Origin of the sequence: Stenotrophomonas sp. YAU14D1_LEIMI4_1 (genome assembly GCF_003086815.1) — a bacterium.
Taxonomy (GTDB): Bacteria; Pseudomonadota; Gammaproteobacteria; order Xanthomonadales; family Xanthomonadaceae; genus Stenotrophomonas.
On sequence record NZ_CP025997.1, the window covers coordinates 1,580,791 to 1,598,120 of the forward strand.

The window sequence follows — 17,330 nt, forward strand, 5'->3', positions numbered from 1 at the left end:
TGGAACCATGAGCATACATTCAAACAGGAAAAGCAGCTTTGGTGCCCGGAGCCGGAATCGAACCGGCATGGGGTTGCCCCCGGCGGATTTTAAGTCCGATGCGTCTACCAGTTTCGCCATCCGGGCCTGCAGCGCGCGCCGATTGTAGCCGAATCGACCCGGCCGGCAGCGGCTAACGCGGCCTTTACGCAGGGCCGTGCGCGGCCCGCTACAGTCCGCCAACGCATACAGGAAGGGCGACATGGCACGACGGCGCATGCGAAGGATGGTTCTGGGGCTGTCGGTGCTGCTGCTGGCAACGGCTCCGTTGGGCGCGCAGCAGCGCCCGCTGCCGGCCGATGGCGTGGTGGACATGGCCACCGTGCAGGTCACCGGCGAGCAGCCCGGCCCCGGCCTGTGGAAAGTGACCGCGCCGCAGGGACATGTGCTGTGGATACTGGGCACGGTTTCGCCCTTGCCGGCGGGCGTGGAATGGCGACCGGACGAAGTCGAGCGCACCATCGCCGGGGTCGATCACGTGCTGGGCGAACCGGGCTTCAAGGTCGATGCGCAGGTGGGGCTGCTGAAGGGCCTGACCCTGCTGCCGCTGGCGCGCCGCAGCGCGCGCGATCCGCAGGGGCGCACGCTGCAGCAGGTCCTGTCGGCACCGACCTACGCGCGCTGGCTGCAGCTCAAGCAGACCTACCTGGGCAGCGATCGCGGTGTCGAGAAGGAGCGCCCGCTGGTGGCGTCCGGTCGTCTGTACCAGGCGTTCCTGAAGCGTAACGGGTTGCGCGATGGCCGGCAGGTGGACAAGGCGCTGCAGCGGCTCTACAAGGCGCGCGACCTGCAGCCGGAGGCACTGAAGGTCACCCTGAAGATCGACGATGCGCGGGCCACGCTGAAGGAACTGCAGGTGACCGAAGTGGATGACCGCGCCTGTTTCGAGCGCACGCTTGATACGGTCGAATTCCAGGCGCCGGTGCTGCGTGAGCGTGCCAATGCCTGGGCGCTGGGTGATGTGGCAGCGTTGCGCCGGCTGTCCGGCTCGGCCATGGCGCAGACCTGCCGCGAAGTGCTGCAGGAGTCGGCCTTCGTGCGCCGTCGCGGCTGGAGCAATCTGCCCGAGCAGGTACGCCAGCGTTGGCTGCAGGGCGTGGACAACGCGCTGCAGGAGCATGCGGCCACCTTCGCCACCGTGCCGGTCAGCCTGCTGCTGGGCGAGGGCTACCTGCAGGCGCTGCAGCAGCGTGGCTATCAGGTGGAAGCGCCGCCGGAATAGCGGTCGTAGGCAGTACGCCCGCTTCGTGGCATAGTCCCATTCATCCACCAGGGGGGGATGGGCCATGTCGTTGCACGCGTTCGCCTACGTCAGTACGGCCTGCGAAGGGCTGGACCTGCCTGCGCTGGACGCCTTGCTGGCCGATGCCACCGCGTTCAACCGCATGGCCGGGGTCACCGGTGTACTGATGTACGACGGCAGCCGTTTCCTGCAGTACGCCGAAGGCCCGCGTGATGGCCTGGCTTCGGTACACGCGCGCATCTTCAATGCGCGCCGCCACGCCTGCCTGACCGAACTGGCCGCAGGCCCGCTGCAGGCGCGGTGGTTCCCGCGCTGGACCATGGCCAACCGCATGATCGATCCCGGTGCGCTGGCCAGCATCGTGGCAGCCCCCTGGCATGGCTTCGACAACGATCCGCATTGGCCCGGCAACGGCTTTGCGCTGCTGCTGCGTTCGTGGATGGGCGGACATGGGGAACTGGAGCCGGCCGCGGTCAGCCTGGGCTAGGGCCGGTACGCACGCGGGCGTGACCTGCGGCGGCCATGGCCGTTACTCTTGTACGCATGTTTGAACGCCTGCGGATGCCCGGATGAGCCCTTGCACCTTGATGATGCCCATGGGGTATTGCGCTTGAGCGCGCCGATCAGCGCGGCGCTGGCGCCTGCGCCGGCCGTGATCGGCCTGGGTTATGTCGGCCTGCCACTGGCGGTGGCCTTCGGCCAGCATCTGCCCACGCTGGGCTATGACATCGATGAAGCGCGGATCGCCGAGCTTCGTGGCGGCCAGGACCACACCCTGGAAATGGAGCCCGACGAGCTGGCCACGGCCACGCAGCTGCGTTACAGCAGTGACCCGGCGCAGCTTGATGCCTGCAATGTGTACATCGTGACCGTGCCGACCCCGATCGATGCTTACGAGCAGCCGGACCTGGAGCCGCTGCGCTCGGCCACGCGCCTGATTGCCAGCCATCTGCGCCGTGGCGACGTGGTGGTCTACGAATCCACCGTCTACCCTGGCACCACCGAGGAAGTGTGCGTACCGCTGCTGGAGCAGGGCTCGGGCCTGCGCTTCAATGATGACTTCTACTGCGGCTACAGCCCGGAACGGGTCAGCCCCGGCGATCGCGCGCGGCGGCTGGCGGACATCCGCAAGATCACCTCCGGTTCGACGCCGGAAGTGGCGGCGGTGATCGATGGACTGTACAGGCAGATCATCCGCGCGGGCACCTTCCCCGCGCCGTCGATGCGCGTGGCCGAGGCGGCCAAGGTGGTGGAGAACATCCAGCGCGACGTCAACATCGCCCTGGTGAACGAGCTTGCACTGATCTTCGACCGCCTGGGCATCGATACCCAGGATGTACTCGACGCGGCAGGCAGCAAGTGGAATTTCCTGCCGTTCCGGCCCGGCCTGGTCGGTGGCCATTGCATCGGCGTGGACCCGTACTACCTGCTGCACAAATCCGAGAGCGTGGGCTACCACCCCGATCTGATCCACACCGCCCGCCAGGTCAACAACCGGGTGGGCGAACACGTGGCCGCGCGGGTGCTGGCAATGCTGGCCGAGCGGGGGCGCAGCCCGGCGCAGTCGCGCATCCTGGTGCTGGGCGTGACCTTCAAGGAAGAGTGCCCGGACCTGCGCAACAGTCGTGCGCTGGAACTGGCGCAGCGGCTGCAGGAAAGTGGCGCACAGGTGGATGCGAGCGACCCCTGGGTGGGGCCGGCGGCACTGGCCGACACCGGCGTGCAGTGGTTGCAGCAGCCGCAGCAGGGCGTCTATGACGCCGTGGTGCTGGCGGTGGCGCACGCCGCCTTCACCGCGTTGGACGAGGGGCAGATCCGCGCGCTGCTGGTGCCGGACGGGCTGGTCTACGACGTGAAGTCTGCCTGGCCGCGCAGCGTGGTCGATGATCGCCTCTAGCGGGCGTACACCCGTGGCGGGGTAGACTCGGGGGCAGTTGCAACCGAGGAACGCCATGCACCGCTACATTGTCTTCGTGCTCGCCATCCTGATGCTGCCGGTCAGTCTGTGGCTGGCGACACTCTGGCCCGCCTGGTACTGGGGCGTTGGCCTGTCCGCGGCGATGGTGGCGCTGGGCTGCTGGGACCTGCTGCAGAAGCGCAGCACGCTGCGCCGCAATTACCCGGTCATGGCCCATTTCCGTTACGGGCTCGAATCGATCGGCCCGGAGATCCGCCAGTACTTCGTGCAGAGCGACCTGGAAGACGTGCCGTTCTCGCGCCAGCAGCGCGCGCTGATCTACCAACGCGCCAAGAATGAAATGGACACGGTGCCGTTCGGCACCCTGCGCAGCACCTACGCGGTGGATTACGAGTGGATCAACCACTCGCTGGCACCGACCACGATCGGCAAGCATGATTTCCGCGTGCTGATCGGACCGACCTGTGCGAAGCCCTATTCGGCCAGCGTGTTCAATATTTCGGCGATGAGTTTCGGTTCGCTGTCGGCCAACGCGATCCGCGCGCTGAACGACGGTGCCCGCCGCGGTGGCTTCTACCACGACACCGGCGAAGGCTCGATCTCGCCCTACCACCGCGAAATGGGCGGGGACCTGGTCTGGGAGATCGGTTCGGGCTATTTCGGTTGCCGCGACGAGAAGGGCGGCTTCAGCGAAGAGCGCTTCGTCGCCAACGCCACCCACGATCAGGTGAAGATGATCGAGATCAAGCTGTCCCAGGGCGCCAAGCCTGGCCACGGCGGCGTATTGCCCGCACCGAAGGTCACCGCTGAGATTTCCGCCACCCGCGGCGTGCCGATGGGCGTGGACTGTGTGTCACCGTCGCGCCATTCGGCATTTTCCACACCGGTGGAACTGCTGCAGTTCGTTGCCCGCCTGCGCGAGCTGTCCGGCGGCAAGCCGGTGGGCTTCAAGCTGGCCATCGGCCACCCCTGGGAATGGTTCGGCATCGCCAAGGCCATGCACGAAACCGGCCTGCGCCCTGATTTCATCGTGGTGGACGGCGCCGAGGGCGGCACCGGTGCGGCACCGGCCGAGTTCGTCGACCACGTGGGCGTGCCCATGCATGAGGCGCTGCTGCTGGTGCACAACACGTTGGTCGGGCTGGACCTGCGTGAACACATCCGCATTGGTGCGGCCGGCAAGATCACCAGTGCGTTCGACATCGCGCGCACCATTGCGCTGGGCGCGGACTGGTGCAACGCCGGGCGTGGCTTCATGTTCGCGCTGGGCTGCATCCAGTCGCTGAGCTGCCACACCGACAAGTGCCCGACCGGCATCGCCACCCAGAACCCGGCGCGCTGGAAGCACCTGGATGCACCGGACAAGGCCACGCGCGTGTACAGCTACCACGAGCACACGCTGCATGCGTTGAAGGAACTGCTGTGTGCCGCCGGGTTGAACGACCCGGCAGAGTTGGGGCCGGAGCATATCCTGCGTCGCGTTTCGCCAGTCGAGATCCGTTCGCTGGCCACGCTGTACCGCTATCTGGAACCGGGCGAGCTGCTGCACAAAGTGCCCGATCACGCGGTGTTCCATGCGTTCTGGGCCGATGCACGCAGCGATTCGTTCCAGCCGCCGGCGCGCATCCAGGCGCTGCGCGCCAGCAAATCGCGCTGAACGCGGTTGTAGAGTCGAGCTTGCTCGACTGCTTTTATTGATCGCAATGCAGTCGAGCATGGCTCGACTCTACAAGGACATGCCATGCAGTTCAGGACCGGCACCACCGACGATGTAGCCACCCTGTGGGCGCTGCGCACCCGCTGCGTACGCGAGACCTGCAGCAGCCACTATCCGCCCGAGGTGATTGCACCGTGGTCGGCCTCGCCGCCACCGTCGCAGTACGCGCGGCTGCTGGGGCAGGGCGGCTGCGTGGTGGCTGAGGATGCGCAGGGCGCATTGCTGGGGTTTGGCGTGTTCGACAGCGACGCCAACGAGGTCGACGCGTTGTTCGTCGATCCGGATCGGGGCGGGCAGGGTATTGGTCAGGCGCTGATGCAGCGGTTGCTGGCGATGGCCGATCCCAGCCGCGAGGTGGTGCTGTCGGCCTCGTTGAACGCCGTAGCGTTCTACCAGCGGCAGGGCTTCGTGGCCGACCGGGAGGAGCTGTACCCGCACCCCAGCGGCGTAGCCCTGGCCTCGGTGCGTATGCACCGCCCCGTGTAGAGTCGAGCTTGCTCGACTGCTTTTCCGCTCTTGTAGAGTCGAGCTTGCTCGACTGCTTTTCCGTTCTTGTAGAGTCGAGCCATGCTCGACTGTTTTTCCATCAGTCGAGCAAGCTCGACTCTACCGAAGCAGTCGAGCAAGCTCGACTCTACAAAGGCTGGGTCAGCGCGCTGCCAGCCACGCCACCACGCCTTCAGCGGCGCGCAGCCCGCTGGCATAGCACGCGGTCAGCAGGTAGCCGCCGGTCGGCGCTTCCCAGTCCAGCATTTCGCCGGCGCAGAACACGCCAGGCAGGGCACTAAGCATCAGCTGGCGGTCCATCGCCTGCAGCCGCACGCCGCCGGCGGTGCTGATCACCTCGGCCATCGGTCGCGGTCGCAGCAGCCGCAGGGGCAGGCGCTTGAGCGTTGCTGCCACGGCCGGCAGATCGTTGCCTGCGTCCTTGCCCAGGTGCTCGAACACCAGCGCAGCCTTCACCGCATCCAGGCCGGCCTGGCGGCGCAGGTGTTCACCGAAGCTGCGGCCTTTGCGTGGCCGTGACAGGTCGGCCAGCAGGCGTGCCTCGTCGCGGCCGGGTACAAGATCCAGCGCCAGCACGGCGTGGCCATCGCGGTTGATGGTGTCGCGCAGATCGGCAGCCAGCGCGTAGACCAGGCTGCCTTCGATGCCATAGCTGCTGGCCACGCACTCACCCTGCAGCGATTGCGTCCGACCCTGCAGATCGGTCCAGTGGGCCACCACCGGCTTGAGCGGGGCGCCGGCATGGCGCTGGGCGAAATGCGGGCTCCAGTCCACGTCGAATCCACAGTTGGCCGACTGCAGCGGCGCGACATCCACGCCGCGCGCCTGCACTGGCGCCACCCAGGCGCCATCGCTGCCCAGCTGCGGCCAGCTGCCGCCGCCCAGGGCCAGTACCGTGGCATCGGCGTGCACGCGCACCTCGCCGTGTTCGCTGGCGAACTGCAGGGCACCGTCATCGGCCCAGCCGGTCCAGCGATGATTGACGTGCAGGCGCACGCCCTGTTCCTTCAGGCGCCGTACCCAGCCGCGCAGCAGCGGGGCTGCCTTGCGGTCCACCGGGAACACCCGGCCAGAACTGCCGACGTAGGTGTCCACGCCGAACCCCGCGGCCCAGTCGCGCAGCGCCTGTGCATCGAAGCCGTCCAGCCAGTCACCCACGGCGGCGCTGTGTTCGCGGTAACGGCTGTCGAACAACGGCCGTTCGTCGGAATGGGTCAGGTTCAGCCCGCCCTTGCCGGCAATCAGGAACTTGCGGCCGGGCGAACCCTTGGCCTCGTACAGGTCGACCTCCAAGCCGGCCGCGCGCAGGCGCTCGGCGGCGAACAGGCCAGCCGGGCCGCCGCCGACCACGGCGACGCGGCGCGGCGGTTGCAGATCAGGGTTGGACATCGAGCAGCTCGACGTCGAACACCAGCGAAGAGCCGGCCGGAATCGGGCCGACGCCGCGGTCGCCATAGCCATACTCCGGCGGGATCATCAGGGTGCGCTTGCCGCCTACCTTCATGCCGGCCACGCCTTCGTCCCAGCCACGGATGACCTGGCCGGCGCCGAGCGCGAAGACGAAGGGCTGGCCGCGGCCGACCGAGCTGTCGAAGGTCTTGCCGTGCTTGTTCTCGGTGCGGTTGTCGTAGATCCAACCGGTGTAATGCACGGTCACTTTCTGCCCGGGCACGGCTTCGGCGCCGGTGCCCACCTGGGTATCGATGCGTTCGAAGGTGGTCAGGGTGCCGCCCGGCGGCGGGCCGGCGGGTTCGGACGAACAACCGGCGGCAACAAGGGACAGCAGCAGGGGAAGCAGCAGGCGGCGCATCGGGCGTCTCCGTAGGGTGTTCGCGGGCGGCAAGGGTAGCGCATCGGCGCCGGGTATCATGGTGGCATGGCCAAACTTCTGCTCAACCTGCGCAATGTCGGCGACGACGAGTACGCCGATGTGTGCGCCCTGCTGGACCAGCACGGCATCGCCTGGTATCGCACCGAACCCAGCCCCTGGGGCATCTCCAATGGCGGCCTGTGGCTGCGCGATGATGCGGACCAGCCGCGCGCCAAGGCCCTGATGGCCGATTACCAGGCCGAGCGGGCGCCGCGCATCCGTGCCGAGCGCGAGCAGGCGCTGCGCGATGGCACGGCCGAAACGTTCGGCAGCCTGCTGCGGCGGCGGCCACTGTTCGTGGTGCTGGTGCTGCTGGGGATGGCGGGTGCGGCGGCACTGGTGCTGCTGCCGTTCATGCTGTTGCGGGGGTAGGGGGCTGTTGCGGCCGGGTTGCACCCGGCACCCGCCGAAGCAACGTCAACGTCAACGTCAAAAGCGGGTTTTCCGTGAACGGGCAGGGCGGTGGGGGCAGGCGGGGGACGGCAAGAGCTGCTCCTGCGTGCCTCGTAGAGCGCCATCCATGGCGCTCTGCGCCCCCGCCTGCCCCCACCGCCCCGCCTCTGACTGTTCCCCGCGGCTGTTGGTAGGTGTCGACCTTGGTCGACACAGGGAACCGCACGGGGTCGGATCCCTCTGCTGCGCAGAGGGCTCTGACCCCGATGTCTGAAGGCGGTAAAATGGCGGAATGATCGCCAATACCGCTGCCTACCATTTCGCCGTCATCGACGCCCCCCAGGCCCTGTGCGACCAGCTGCTGGCGCGTGCCGAGGCGGCGGCGCTGCGTGGCACGATCCTGGTGGCGGGCGAGGGGCTGAACCTGTTCCTGGCCGGGGCGCCGCAGGCGGTGCAGGGCTTCTACGCGGAACTGCACGCCGATGCGCGCTTTGCCGACATGCGGGTCAAGACCAGCTTCAGCGAACACCAGCCGTTCGCGCGGCTCAAGGCCAAGGTGAAGGACGAGATCATCAGCTTCCGGCGCGACGATGGCCAGCCGCTGGCGTACCCGCGTGCGCCGGCGGTCGATCCGGCCACGGTGCAGCGCTGGCTGCGCCAGGGCCACGACGATGTCGGCAAGCCGGTGGTGATGCTCGATACGCGCAACCTGCAGGAGGTGGCCCATGGCACCTTCAAGGATGCGCTGGTGCTGCCCATCGAGAAGTTCACCGATCTGCCTGAAGCGCTGGCGCCGCATCGGCAGGCGCTGCAGGACAGCACGGTGGTCAGTTTCTGCACCGGGGGCATCCGCTGCGAAAAGGCGGCGCTGTGGATGGTCAACGATGGCATGGACAATGTCCTGCAGCTCGATGGCGGCATCCTGGGCTACTTCGAGGAAGTCGGTGGCGAAGGCTATGAGGGTCGCTGCTTCGTCTTCGACGAGCGCGTGGCGCTGGATGCCGAGTTGAAACCGCTGGTCGACCAGCCGCTGCCGGAGCCGCGCCCCAGCGCGTTCTGATCTGCCCTTGATGTCGCGCCGGGACAAGCCCGGCGCGCGCTGAACCGGTCCGGCAGGAATCAGCATTCCGCCACCGTCACTGGCCGTGGCGCCGTCGCGACCCCATGCAGGGGGAATCCTGTGACGGAAAACCCCCTGATGATCCCGTTGTCGATCCTCGACCTGGCCCCGGTCTGCGAGGGCAGTGATACTACCGCCGCCTTCGCCAACATGCTGGAACTGGCCCAGCATGCCGATGCGCTGGGCTACCGCCGCTACTGGCTGGCCGAACACCACAACATGCCGGGCATCGCCAGCGCCGCCACCGCAGTGCTGATCGGCCACGTGGCCGGGGGCACGCGGCGCATCCGCGTCGGCGCCGGCGGCATCATGCTGCCCAACCACGCGCCGCTGCAGGTGGCCGAGCAGTTCGGCACCCTGGCGTCGCTGTATCCGGACCGCATCGATCTGGGCCTGGGCCGTGCGCCGGGCACCGACCAGCCCACGGCGCGTGCACTGCGCCGCTATTTCGACAGTGCCGACCAGTTCCCGCAGGACGTGCGCGAAGTGCTGCATTACTTCGAACCGGTGCAGGCCGGGCAGGCGGTGCAGGCAGTGCCCGGCGGCGGTCTGCGGGTGCCGACCTGGATCCTCGGTTCCAGCCTGTTCGGTGCGCGCCTCGCCGCCTCGATGGGGCTGCCGTACGCGTTCGCCTCGCACTTCGCGCCCGATGCGATGGATGAAGCGCTGGCCGTCTACCGCCGTGAGTTCCGGCCCTCGGCCACGCTGAAGCAGCCGCACGCCATGCTGGCGCTGAACGTCGTGGCCAGCGACAGCGAAGCCGAGTCGCGCCGGCTGTTCACCAGCCAGCAGCAGAGCTTCGTCAATCTGCGTCGGGGCCGCCCAGGCCGAATTCCCGCGCCGGTCGACGACATCGACAGCTTCTGGGAGCCGCATGAAAAGCTGGGTGTGGAACGCGCCCTGGCCTGCACCGTGCTGGGCGATGCGCAGCAGGTGGGCGAGGGTATCGCCGCCTTCGTCGACCGCCACGCGCCGGACGAACTGCTGCTGACCGCGAACCTGTACGACCACCGCGCGCGCCTGCGTTCGTTCGAACTGGCCATGCAGGCCTGGCACGCCCGCCACGCCGGCTGAACGTTTGCGTCACGGCGCATTGCAGGGCGACGCGCTCTGATGGGGGCTCCTGATTCCGGAGCCCCTTCCATGACCGATACCCGTGCCGAGCACATCGCCCAGTTGTCCGAACTGATCAAGGACGTGGAGGTGGCCATGTTCACCACCACCGGCGTGGACGGTCGGCTGTACAGCCGGCCGCTGGGCACCCAGCAGGTCGATTTCGACGGCGACCTGTGGTTCGCCACCGCCGCCGACAGCCCGAAGGTGGCGGAGATTGCCTTGAATCCGCGCGTCAACGTGGCCTATGCCTCCACGTCGAAGAATACTTACGTGTCGGTGTCTGGCCGGGCGCGCATCGTGGACGATCGTGAAAAGATCGAGGCGCTGTGGTCGCCGGCGATGAAGCTGTTCTTCCCCGGCGGCAAGGATGATCCGAACCTGCGCCTGATCCAGGTACGTGCGGAGACCGCCGAATACTGGGAAGGCCCGGGCACGCTGCTGGGCAAGGCGTTGAGCTTCGTGCTGTCGGCGGTGCAGGATGATCCGGCGCAGTTGGGCGACAACGGATTCATCGATCTGCGGTGAGGCACCCCGCCGGGCATGGCCCGGCGCTACCGATCGGGTCGTGGTGGGTAGCGCCGGGCCATGCCTGGCGAGCCCTGCGGCCAACGCTCAGAACCAGCGCTGGAACAGGTCGGCGGTATAACCCACCAGCTGGCCGGAGCTGAAACCGAAGAAGGCCACCGCCACCACGCCGCCAATCCAGTTGAACAGCATCAGCGCGCCATCGCGTTCCAGCAACGCAAGCGAGAACAGCAGCAGCTGGAACCCGAACAGGTAGTTGGTGAACGGGATCGGCAGCGACAGCAGCAGCCCCAGCAGGACCAGCAGCAGACCGGTGAAGGCATGCGCCGGCGCTGGCGCCAGCATCTGCGGCATGCGCGGCTTCAGCATGCGGTCCAGCCGTCGCAGCGGCCGATCGATGCGGTCCAGGAACCGGTGCATGGTGCCGCGGCGGGGCCCGCGGCGGGCGATGAAGCCCGGCAGCCAGGGCTTCCGCATGCAGAACAGCATCTGCAGCCCGATCAGGATGACCAGCGGCCCGCTGACCGCGCCGCCCAGCCCCGGAATGGGGATGAAGGCCGGCAGGATGGCCACGAACAGGAACACGCCGAACGCGCTCTGCTGCAGGTCCTGCAGGATCTGGCCCAGCTTCATGTGCTGGGCCGGATCGCCGAATTCGAACATCGCCAGCAGGGTGCGGATGCCCTCGTTGCGATAGCTCGGGCGCTCGTCGCCCGCGCCGTGGCCTGGATCAGGCGGTGAGCTCATCGGCCTGCTCGTCCGACAGGGTGCGCAGCAGCAGCTTGTCCACGCGGGCGCCGTCCAGGTCGACGACTTCAAAGCGCCAGCCAGCCCAATCGAAGTACTCGCCCGCATGCGGGATGCGGCCGAAGTAGTGGATGCACATGCCGGCCAGCGTGTAGTAATCGCCTTCCTCGGCATCGGGCAGCTCGTTGCTGCCGATCAGTTCGCGCAGGTCCTCGATCGGCAACGAGCCATCCACCAGCAGCGAGCCGTCTTCGCGGGTCACCACCAGCGCATCCTCGTCGGCGTTCTCCACCGCCTGCAGGCGGCCGACCACCGCACCCATCAGGTCGCTGATGGTCACCAGGCCCTGGATTTCACCGTACTCATCCACCACCAGCGCCATCGACTGCTGTTCCTCGCGGAAGATTTCCAGCAGCTTCATCGCATGGGTCGATTCGGACACATACAGCGCCTCGCGCAGGGTCTGGAACAGGGCGTTGTCGCCGCGTGCCATGCGGGTGGCCAGCGATTTCAGTTCCAGTACGCCCACCACGTCCTGGTCGTTGTCGCGGAACACCGGATAGCGCGAGAACTCGTGCTCGGCCATGATTTCCAGGTTGCGCTCCAGGCCGGCCTGGGTGTCCAGCCAGGCAATGCGGTTGCGCGGGGTCATCAGGCTGTCGGCGGTGCGGTCGCCCAGGCGCATCACGCGGTTCATCATGTCGCGCTCGTGGGCATCGATCACGCCGGCCTCGTGGCTCTCGGCCACCAGCATGCGGATTTCTTCTTCGGTGACCGACGCGGCTTCGTCCTTGCCCAGGCCCAGCAGGCGCAGCACCAGACGGGTCGAATGGGACAGCAGCCAGACTGCCGGGAAGGCGATGCGGGCCAGCCAGCCCATCGGCAGGGCCACCATGCCGGCAATGTCTTCGGAACGGGTGATGGCCAGGCGCTTGGGCACCAGCTCGCCGAAAATCAGGGTCAGGAAGGTGATCAGCGCGACGGCCAGCGTCTTGCCAATCAGATTGGCCAGCGATTGCGGCTCACCAAACAGGGTGATGGTGTCGGCCAGCGAGGGGAACATCGCCTGCAGGTGGTGGGCGATGCTGCTGCCAATGGCTTCACCACCGTAGACGCCGGTCAGGATGCCGCCCAGGGTGATGCCGATCTGGACGGTGGACAGGAAGTTCTCGGGCTTCTCGGACAGTTCCAGCGCCTTGGCTGCGCGCTTGGAGGTGCTGGCCATCTGCTTCAGGCGGCTCTTGCGCGAGGTCATGACCGACATCTCGGACATGGCGAAAAAGCCGTTGAAGACAATCAGGGCCAGGACAATCAGGATCTCAAACACGGGCGTCGTCCCCGGTTGGTGGCAGGGAGGGCGGGTGCTTGCGGTGGCGGCTGGCGCTCAGGAACGGGGTCCGGCGCGGCGCGGGGGGATAAGGGTCGTCGTCCATAAGGTGCGCCCGGGGGCGCGCTGGCATCTTAGCAAAGGGGCGTGGCGGGATGGCAACTGCCTGTTCAGGTTGGGGGTTTTCCACCCCCGGAAGCGGGCGGGTATACCCGTGATGGTCATCTAGCCGTCATAATTCCCTCTGGTGCCGTCCTTCCCGCGACGGCTGACAGGTTTCTCAATGTTCTCTCTGCAGACCATTTTCGGTTCCGGCAAACAGTTCTACACCCTGCTTGATGAGGCTGCCGTCGCGGCCAACGATGCCGCCAAGGCGCTGCATTCCATGCTGCGCGAGGCCGACCGCCAGCCGGCGCTGGACGCCTTCAAGCTGGCCCGCCTGCGCGAGCGCGCGGCGTCGGACAAGATCAGCCAGGCGCTGGTGGACAGCTTCATGACCCCCATCGAGCGCGAAGACATCGAAGCGCTGGGCTCGGCCCTGTACAAGATTCCCAAGCAGATCGAGAAGTTCGCCGATCGCTATTCGCTGGCCACCACCCACCTGGAACACATCGACTTCGCGCCGCGCGCGGCGATGCTGGAACAGGCCGCTGGCGTGGTCGTGGAAATGGTGGCCGACCTGCGCCACATGAACCTGGACCGGATGACCGCGCTGAACGAGAAGCTGCGTTCGCTGGAAAACGAAGCCGACCGCCTGATGCTGGAGCTGTACCGCGACATCTACTCCGGTCGCCTGGACAACCTGCAGATGTTCCTGCTGAAGGAATTCTTCGAGATCCTGGAAAAGGCCATCGACCGTTGCCGCGAGGCCGGCGTGGTGGCGTACCAGATCGTGTTGAAGAACAGCTGACGGACGCCGCCGCATGTTGACCCTTGTCCTGGTGGTGATCCTGGCCGCGCTCGTCTTCGAGTTCATCAACGGCTTCCACGACACCGCCAATTCCATTGCCACCGTGGTGGCGACCAAGGTGCTCTCGCCCGGCTGGGCGGTGATGCTGGCCGCCTTCATGAACCTCATCGGCGCGCTGACCGGTACCGCGGTGGCGCTGACCATCGCCTCGGGCCTGCTCAACACCAACGTGGTCGATGTCACCCCGCAGGTGATCCTGTGCGCCCTGCTGGGCGGCATCATCTGGAACCTGATCACCTGGTGGAAGGGCCTGCCGTCCTCGTCCTCGCACGCGCTGATCGGTGGCCTGTGCGGCGCCGGCCTGGCGGCCGCCCACAACAACTGGGATGCGCTGATCTGGTCCGAGCGCCTGGGCAGCTGGGCGCAGAACAAGGGCCTGCTGTGGAAGGTGTTCGTGCCGATGATCACCTCGCCGATCGCCGGCTTCCTGCTGGGCATCGTGGTGATGGTGCTGCTGTGGGGCCTGATCGCCGGCCTGGCCAAGATCGGCGGTGCCATCGGCCGCCTGGCCCGTCCGCGCATCGTCAACGCGTTCTTCGGCAAGGCGCAGATCGCCTCGGCGGCCTACATGGGCTTCGCCCACGGCCACAACGACGCGCAGAAGACCATGGGCATCATCGCCATGACCCTGATCGGCGCTGAAGCCACCGGTGCGCTGGACAACCTGCCGTCGTGGCTGGCCTTCATGCACCCCGATGCCAGCGCCGGCGACGGCATTGCCATGTGGATCGTGCTGACCTGTGCAGTGGTGATGGCTGCCGGTACCGCCTCCGGCGGCTGGAAGATCATCAAGACCCTGGGCCACAAGATGGTCAAGCTGCACCCGATCCACGGCTTCGCCGCGGAAACCAGCTCGGCCACCATCCTGACCCTGGCCGCCCACTTCGGCATGCCGGTCTCGACCACCCACAGCATCTCCACCGCGATCATGGGCGTGGGCTTTGCCAAGAACCCGCGTTCGCTGAAGTTCGGGGTGATCGAACGCATCGTCTGGGCCTGGATCCTGACCATCCCGGCAGCCGGTGGCTGTGCGTACCTGATCCTGAAGCTGTTCGAGCTGGCCGGCTGGACCTGATACCGGCAGCCCCGGGGTCAGAGCCCTTTCCCTGCGGGAAAAGGATCTGACCCCCGGAAACAGAAAAAGCCCGCCGGATTCCGGCGGGCTTTTTCATGGGCGAAACCATTCTCCTGCACCCATCGTGTCGACCAAGGTCGACACCTACCAGAGCAGAACCAGGGTCAGAGTCTGTGCCGACCAACGGGCGGCACCCACCAACAGCAGACGGTCGGCACCCACCAGCAGCGCCACGAACCCGTCAGCGGCGGGGTGGGGTGGGCAGGCGGGGGCGCAGAGCGCCATGGATGGCGCTCTACGAGGCACGCAGGAGCGGTTTTTGCCGTCCCCCGCCTGCCCACCCCATCCCGCCGCCCCCCGAAATGCAGGCTTTTGCCGTTGCCGTTGCCGTTGCCGTCAGCGGGTGCCGGGCCGCAGGCCCGGCCTGCCACCCACCTCAGTTGCGCTGGAACAGGGCCTGCACATCGCGACGGAACGCGGCCTGGCTGTCCGCCCGGCTGTAGAACATATGCCCGCCCGGATAGCTGCGCACCTGCACCCGGTCCGGGTTGCTGCCCATCGCCGGCATCTGGTCCACCGTCAGGATCGAACCCATGAACGGACACGACAAGTCGTTCCAGCCATGCACGATCAGCACCTGCAGGTGCGGGTCGATCGCCACCGCCTGGCGCAGCTGGGTCACCGCCCCCTGGCGCAGGTCGCCATTGCGGTCCCACAGCCGGTTCACCTCGTAGTTCAGTGCCTGGTAGCGCGCATCCACCTTCCAGCCCACCACGCGGGTCACGAAGTCGACCATGGCCGTGGTGGTCGGCGCGATGATGCTGTCCAGCAGCGGGTCGTTGGCGCGCTGCTCGGGATCATTCGGGAACGGATCGAACGCGGTCACGTTGGAATCGTAGCGGCTGCCCAGCGTGCCCTTGTCACGGAACACCTCGCGCAGGTAGGCCTGCGTTTCCAGTCGCCCACCGGCGCGGCGCACGAACTGCGGGTCCAGCCCGGTCAGCTCACTCACCCGGCGCAGCATCGCTTCGGTGGCCTGCGGATCGCTGCGGCCCTTCATCAGCGCGGTGGCATAGTCGCCGCGGGTGTATTCGACCACCTCGCGCATGGCCGCATCGGTCAGCTTGCCCTGCCGCTCCAGGTGCGCGGCGGCAATGGAGGGCAGGGTCTGCATCCACGCCATCGGCGAGACATCGGCGTTGTCTTCCAGGGTCGGGCTCAGGTAGGGCGACACCAGTACCAGGCCGTTCATCGCCACGCCCAGCCGGGTCTGCAGATAGTGGGTGATGCGCGGGCCGCGGTAGCCACCGTAGCTTTCACCGGTCAGGTACTTGCGCGAGGCCATGCGCTGGTTGCGCAGCAGCCAGTCGTAGATGGTGCGTGACAGATATTCGACGTCGGCACTGGGGGTATACAGCTGCTTCTTCGCCTCGTCATCGCCGATGCGCGCGCGGCTGAAGCCGGTGCCGACCGGATCGATGAACACCAGGTCGGTGAAGTCCAGCCAGGTGCCGGGATTGTCGTGCAGGGTGGCCGGTGCTGACGCACTGTCACCTTCCGAACCGAAGGTGACCACCTTCGGGCCGATCGCACCCAGGTTGAGGTAGACCGACGAGGCGCCGGGACCGCCGTTGAGGGCGAAGGTGACCGGGCGGTCCTTGCCGGGCATCGTGTAGGCGGTGAACACCACGTAGGCAATCACCTTGCCCTTGTCGTCGCTTACCGGCAGGGTGCCGACGCTGGCGGTGTAATCCAGCGTGCGGCCGCCCAGGCGCATGCTCTGCCGCACCGACGCATCGGCCGGCAGGGCCGGAGCTTCGGTGGCAGGGGCCTTGGTTTCGGCGGCGTCGGCAGCAGGCGCCGCCAGGGCGCTGGCAGGGGCAACAAGCAGGCCGACGCAGAGCGCGGCAGTGTGCAGCAGGAACTTCATGGCACCAGAGCGGTAGCGGAAGGGGACTGCGATGCTAGGTCGCCACGCCGCGCGCGGTATGTGTCCAAAGGCATGGCCCGGTCGCCCAGGCCGTTGCAGCCAGATTCGGTCAAGCCGGTCGCGGGGCGCGGTCGTCGTCGGCCAGCAGGCCGTACACCACCGAGTCGGCCAGTTCGCCCTGGATGCGCCAGCGCTGCCGCAGCAGACCCTCACGGGCAAAGCCCAGTCGTTCCAGCACGTGTGCCGAGGGCGCATTGCGCGGATCGAGCTCGGCTTCCACGCGATGCAGCCGCAGTGTCTGGAACAGGTAATCCAGCAGCCGCTGCAGCGCTTCGTGCATGTAGCCCTGGCCCTGCTGCGCCGGTGCCAGCAGGTAACCAATCTCGGCCCGCCGTGCATCACGCTCCAGCGCGAACACCACGCAGATGCCCAGCAGCGGGCCATCGATCGATTCGCGCACGGCCAGCTTCAGCTGGGTGCCGGTGGCCTGTGCGGCCAGGTCATCGTCTATCTGCGCACGCGCTTCGGCCGGGCGGGTCCAGGCCGGGTGGTTCCACCAGCGCATCACCTCGGCATCGGACTGCAGGGCGTAGAGCGCGGCGGCGTCGTCGCGGCGGATCGGGCTCAGGACCAGGCGTGCGCTGTGCAGCGGCAGGCCCGGGAACAGCAGCGAGTGGCTGGGCAATACAGTGGTCCGCGCGGGTGAACGCGCATTATCGCGCTGCCGGCTTTGCCGATGGCGGCGGAAGGGCGGGGTCGGATCCCTTTCCGCAGGAAAGGGCTCTGACCCCATCGTCGACCCCATCGCCGGGAAGCAGGGGGCAGAGCCCGTT

General features: G+C 67.3%; 17 protein-coding genes and 1 tRNA gene. 11 read left to right on the forward strand and 7 right to left on the reverse strand.

Features of this window, described 5'->3' with window-relative positions:
* Positions 1 to 39: 39 nt before the first annotated feature.
* Positions 40 to 126 (reverse strand) — tRNA-Leu (locus C1932_RS07360).
* Positions 127 to 256: 130 nt separating this feature from the next.
* On the opposite strand from C1932_RS07360, the gene C1932_RS07365 reads away from it, so the two are divergent.
* From C1932_RS07365 to C1932_RS07385, 5 genes are all read left to right on the forward strand, one after another.
* Positions 257 to 1,261, forward strand: a complete 1,005-nt coding sequence (locus C1932_RS07365) for a TraB/GumN family protein (protein ID WP_159094510.1) — start codon at positions 257 to 259, stop codon at positions 1,259 to 1,261.
* 64 nt (positions 1,262 to 1,325) lie between these two features.
* Entirely contained in the window at positions 1,326 to 1,769 is a 444-nt protein-coding gene (locus C1932_RS07370) for a BLUF domain-containing protein (protein ID WP_108761710.1), read from the forward strand.
* A gap of 123 nt (positions 1,770 to 1,892) precedes the next feature.
* Positions 1,893 to 3,179 (forward strand): nucleotide sugar dehydrogenase, encoded by a 1,287-nt coding sequence (locus C1932_RS07375; protein ID WP_108761711.1) that lies wholly within the window; start codon positions 1,893 to 1,895, stop codon positions 3,177 to 3,179.
* A gap of 55 nt (positions 3,180 to 3,234) precedes the next feature.
* The gene (locus tag C1932_RS07380) at positions 3,235 to 4,857 is read left to right on the forward strand and encodes an FMN-binding glutamate synthase family protein (RefSeq protein WP_108761712.1); all 1,623 of its coding nucleotides are present in this window, start codon (positions 3,235 to 3,237) and stop codon (positions 4,855 to 4,857) included.
* 84 nt (positions 4,858 to 4,941) lie between these two features.
* Complete coding sequence (locus C1932_RS07385) at positions 4,942 to 5,403, forward strand: GNAT family N-acetyltransferase (RefSeq protein WP_108761713.1); 462 nt, start codon at positions 4,942 to 4,944, stop codon at positions 5,401 to 5,403.
* A 162-nt stretch (positions 5,404 to 5,565) separates the two neighbouring features.
* On the opposite strand, the gene C1932_RS07390 is transcribed toward C1932_RS07385, so the two are convergent.
* Together C1932_RS07390 and C1932_RS07395 are read right to left on the reverse strand one after the other, a co-directional pair.
* Positions 5,566 to 6,813, reverse strand: a complete 1,248-nt coding sequence (locus C1932_RS07390; RefSeq protein WP_108761714.1) for a TIGR03862 family flavoprotein — start codon at positions 6,811 to 6,813, stop codon at positions 5,566 to 5,568.
* Positions 6,800 to 7,234 (reverse strand): FKBP-type peptidyl-prolyl cis-trans isomerase, encoded by a 435-nt coding sequence (locus C1932_RS07395; protein WP_108749211.1) that lies wholly within the window; start codon positions 7,232 to 7,234, stop codon positions 6,800 to 6,802. Before C1932_RS07395 ends, C1932_RS07390 begins: the two co-directional genes overlap by 14 nt.
* A 66-nt stretch (positions 7,235 to 7,300) precedes the next feature.
* Here C1932_RS07395 and C1932_RS07400 point away from each other — a divergent pair, with 66 nt between their 5' ends.
* The 4 genes from C1932_RS07400 to C1932_RS07415 all read left to right on the forward strand — a co-directional run bounded on the left by C1932_RS07400 (position 7,301) and on the right by C1932_RS07415 (position 10,448).
* Positions 7,301 to 7,666: a DUF6164 family protein gene (locus C1932_RS07400; protein ID WP_108761715.1), complete on the forward strand. Its 366-nt coding sequence runs from the start codon at positions 7,301 to 7,303 to the stop codon at positions 7,664 to 7,666.
* A gap of 313 nt (positions 7,667 to 7,979) precedes the next feature.
* Entirely contained in the window at positions 7,980 to 8,747 is a 768-nt protein-coding gene (locus C1932_RS07405; RefSeq protein WP_108761716.1) for a sulfurtransferase, read from the forward strand.
* 138 nt (positions 8,748 to 8,885) lie between these two features.
* Entirely contained in the window at positions 8,886 to 9,881 is a 996-nt protein-coding gene (locus tag C1932_RS07410; protein ID WP_108761717.1) for an LLM class flavin-dependent oxidoreductase, read from the forward strand.
* Positions 9,882 to 9,950: 69 nt separating this feature from the next.
* Complete coding sequence (locus tag C1932_RS07415; RefSeq protein WP_108761718.1) at positions 9,951 to 10,448, forward strand: pyridoxamine 5'-phosphate oxidase family protein; 498 nt, start codon at positions 9,951 to 9,953, stop codon at positions 10,446 to 10,448.
* An 87-nt stretch (positions 10,449 to 10,535) separates the two neighbouring features.
* On the opposite strand, the gene C1932_RS07420 is transcribed toward C1932_RS07415, so the two are convergent.
* Positions 10,536 to 11,195, reverse strand: coding sequence for an exopolysaccharide biosynthesis protein (locus tag C1932_RS07420; RefSeq protein WP_108761719.1), 660 nt, complete (start codon positions 11,193 to 11,195; stop codon positions 10,536 to 10,538).
* Positions 11,179 to 12,522, reverse strand: a complete 1,344-nt coding sequence (locus C1932_RS07425; RefSeq protein ID WP_108761720.1) for a hemolysin family protein — start codon at positions 12,520 to 12,522, stop codon at positions 11,179 to 11,181. The genes C1932_RS07420 and C1932_RS07425 overlap by 17 nt, the downstream gene beginning before the upstream one ends.
* Before the next feature lie 283 nt (positions 12,523 to 12,805).
* Here C1932_RS07425 and C1932_RS07430 point away from each other — a divergent pair, with 283 nt between their 5' ends.
* Positions 12,806 to 13,432, forward strand: coding sequence for a DUF47 family protein (locus tag C1932_RS07430; protein ID WP_079221423.1), 627 nt, complete (start codon positions 12,806 to 12,808; stop codon positions 13,430 to 13,432).
* Positions 13,433 to 13,445: 13 nt separating this feature from the next.
* Positions 13,446 to 14,567, forward strand: coding sequence for an inorganic phosphate transporter (locus C1932_RS07435; protein WP_108752730.1), 1,122 nt, complete (start codon positions 13,446 to 13,448; stop codon positions 14,565 to 14,567).
* Between the two features lie 436 nt (positions 14,568 to 15,003).
* Here the strand turns inward: C1932_RS07435 and C1932_RS07440 are convergent, their stop codons facing one another.
* Positions 15,004 to 16,497 (reverse strand): S10 family peptidase, encoded by a 1,494-nt coding sequence (locus C1932_RS07440; RefSeq protein ID WP_108761721.1) that lies wholly within the window; start codon positions 16,495 to 16,497, stop codon positions 15,004 to 15,006.
* Positions 16,498 to 16,606: 109 nt separating this feature from the next.
* Complete coding sequence (locus tag C1932_RS07445; protein ID WP_108761722.1) at positions 16,607 to 17,182, reverse strand: GNAT family protein; 576 nt, start codon at positions 17,180 to 17,182, stop codon at positions 16,607 to 16,609.
* Between the last annotated feature and the right edge of the window lie 148 nt (positions 17,183 to 17,330).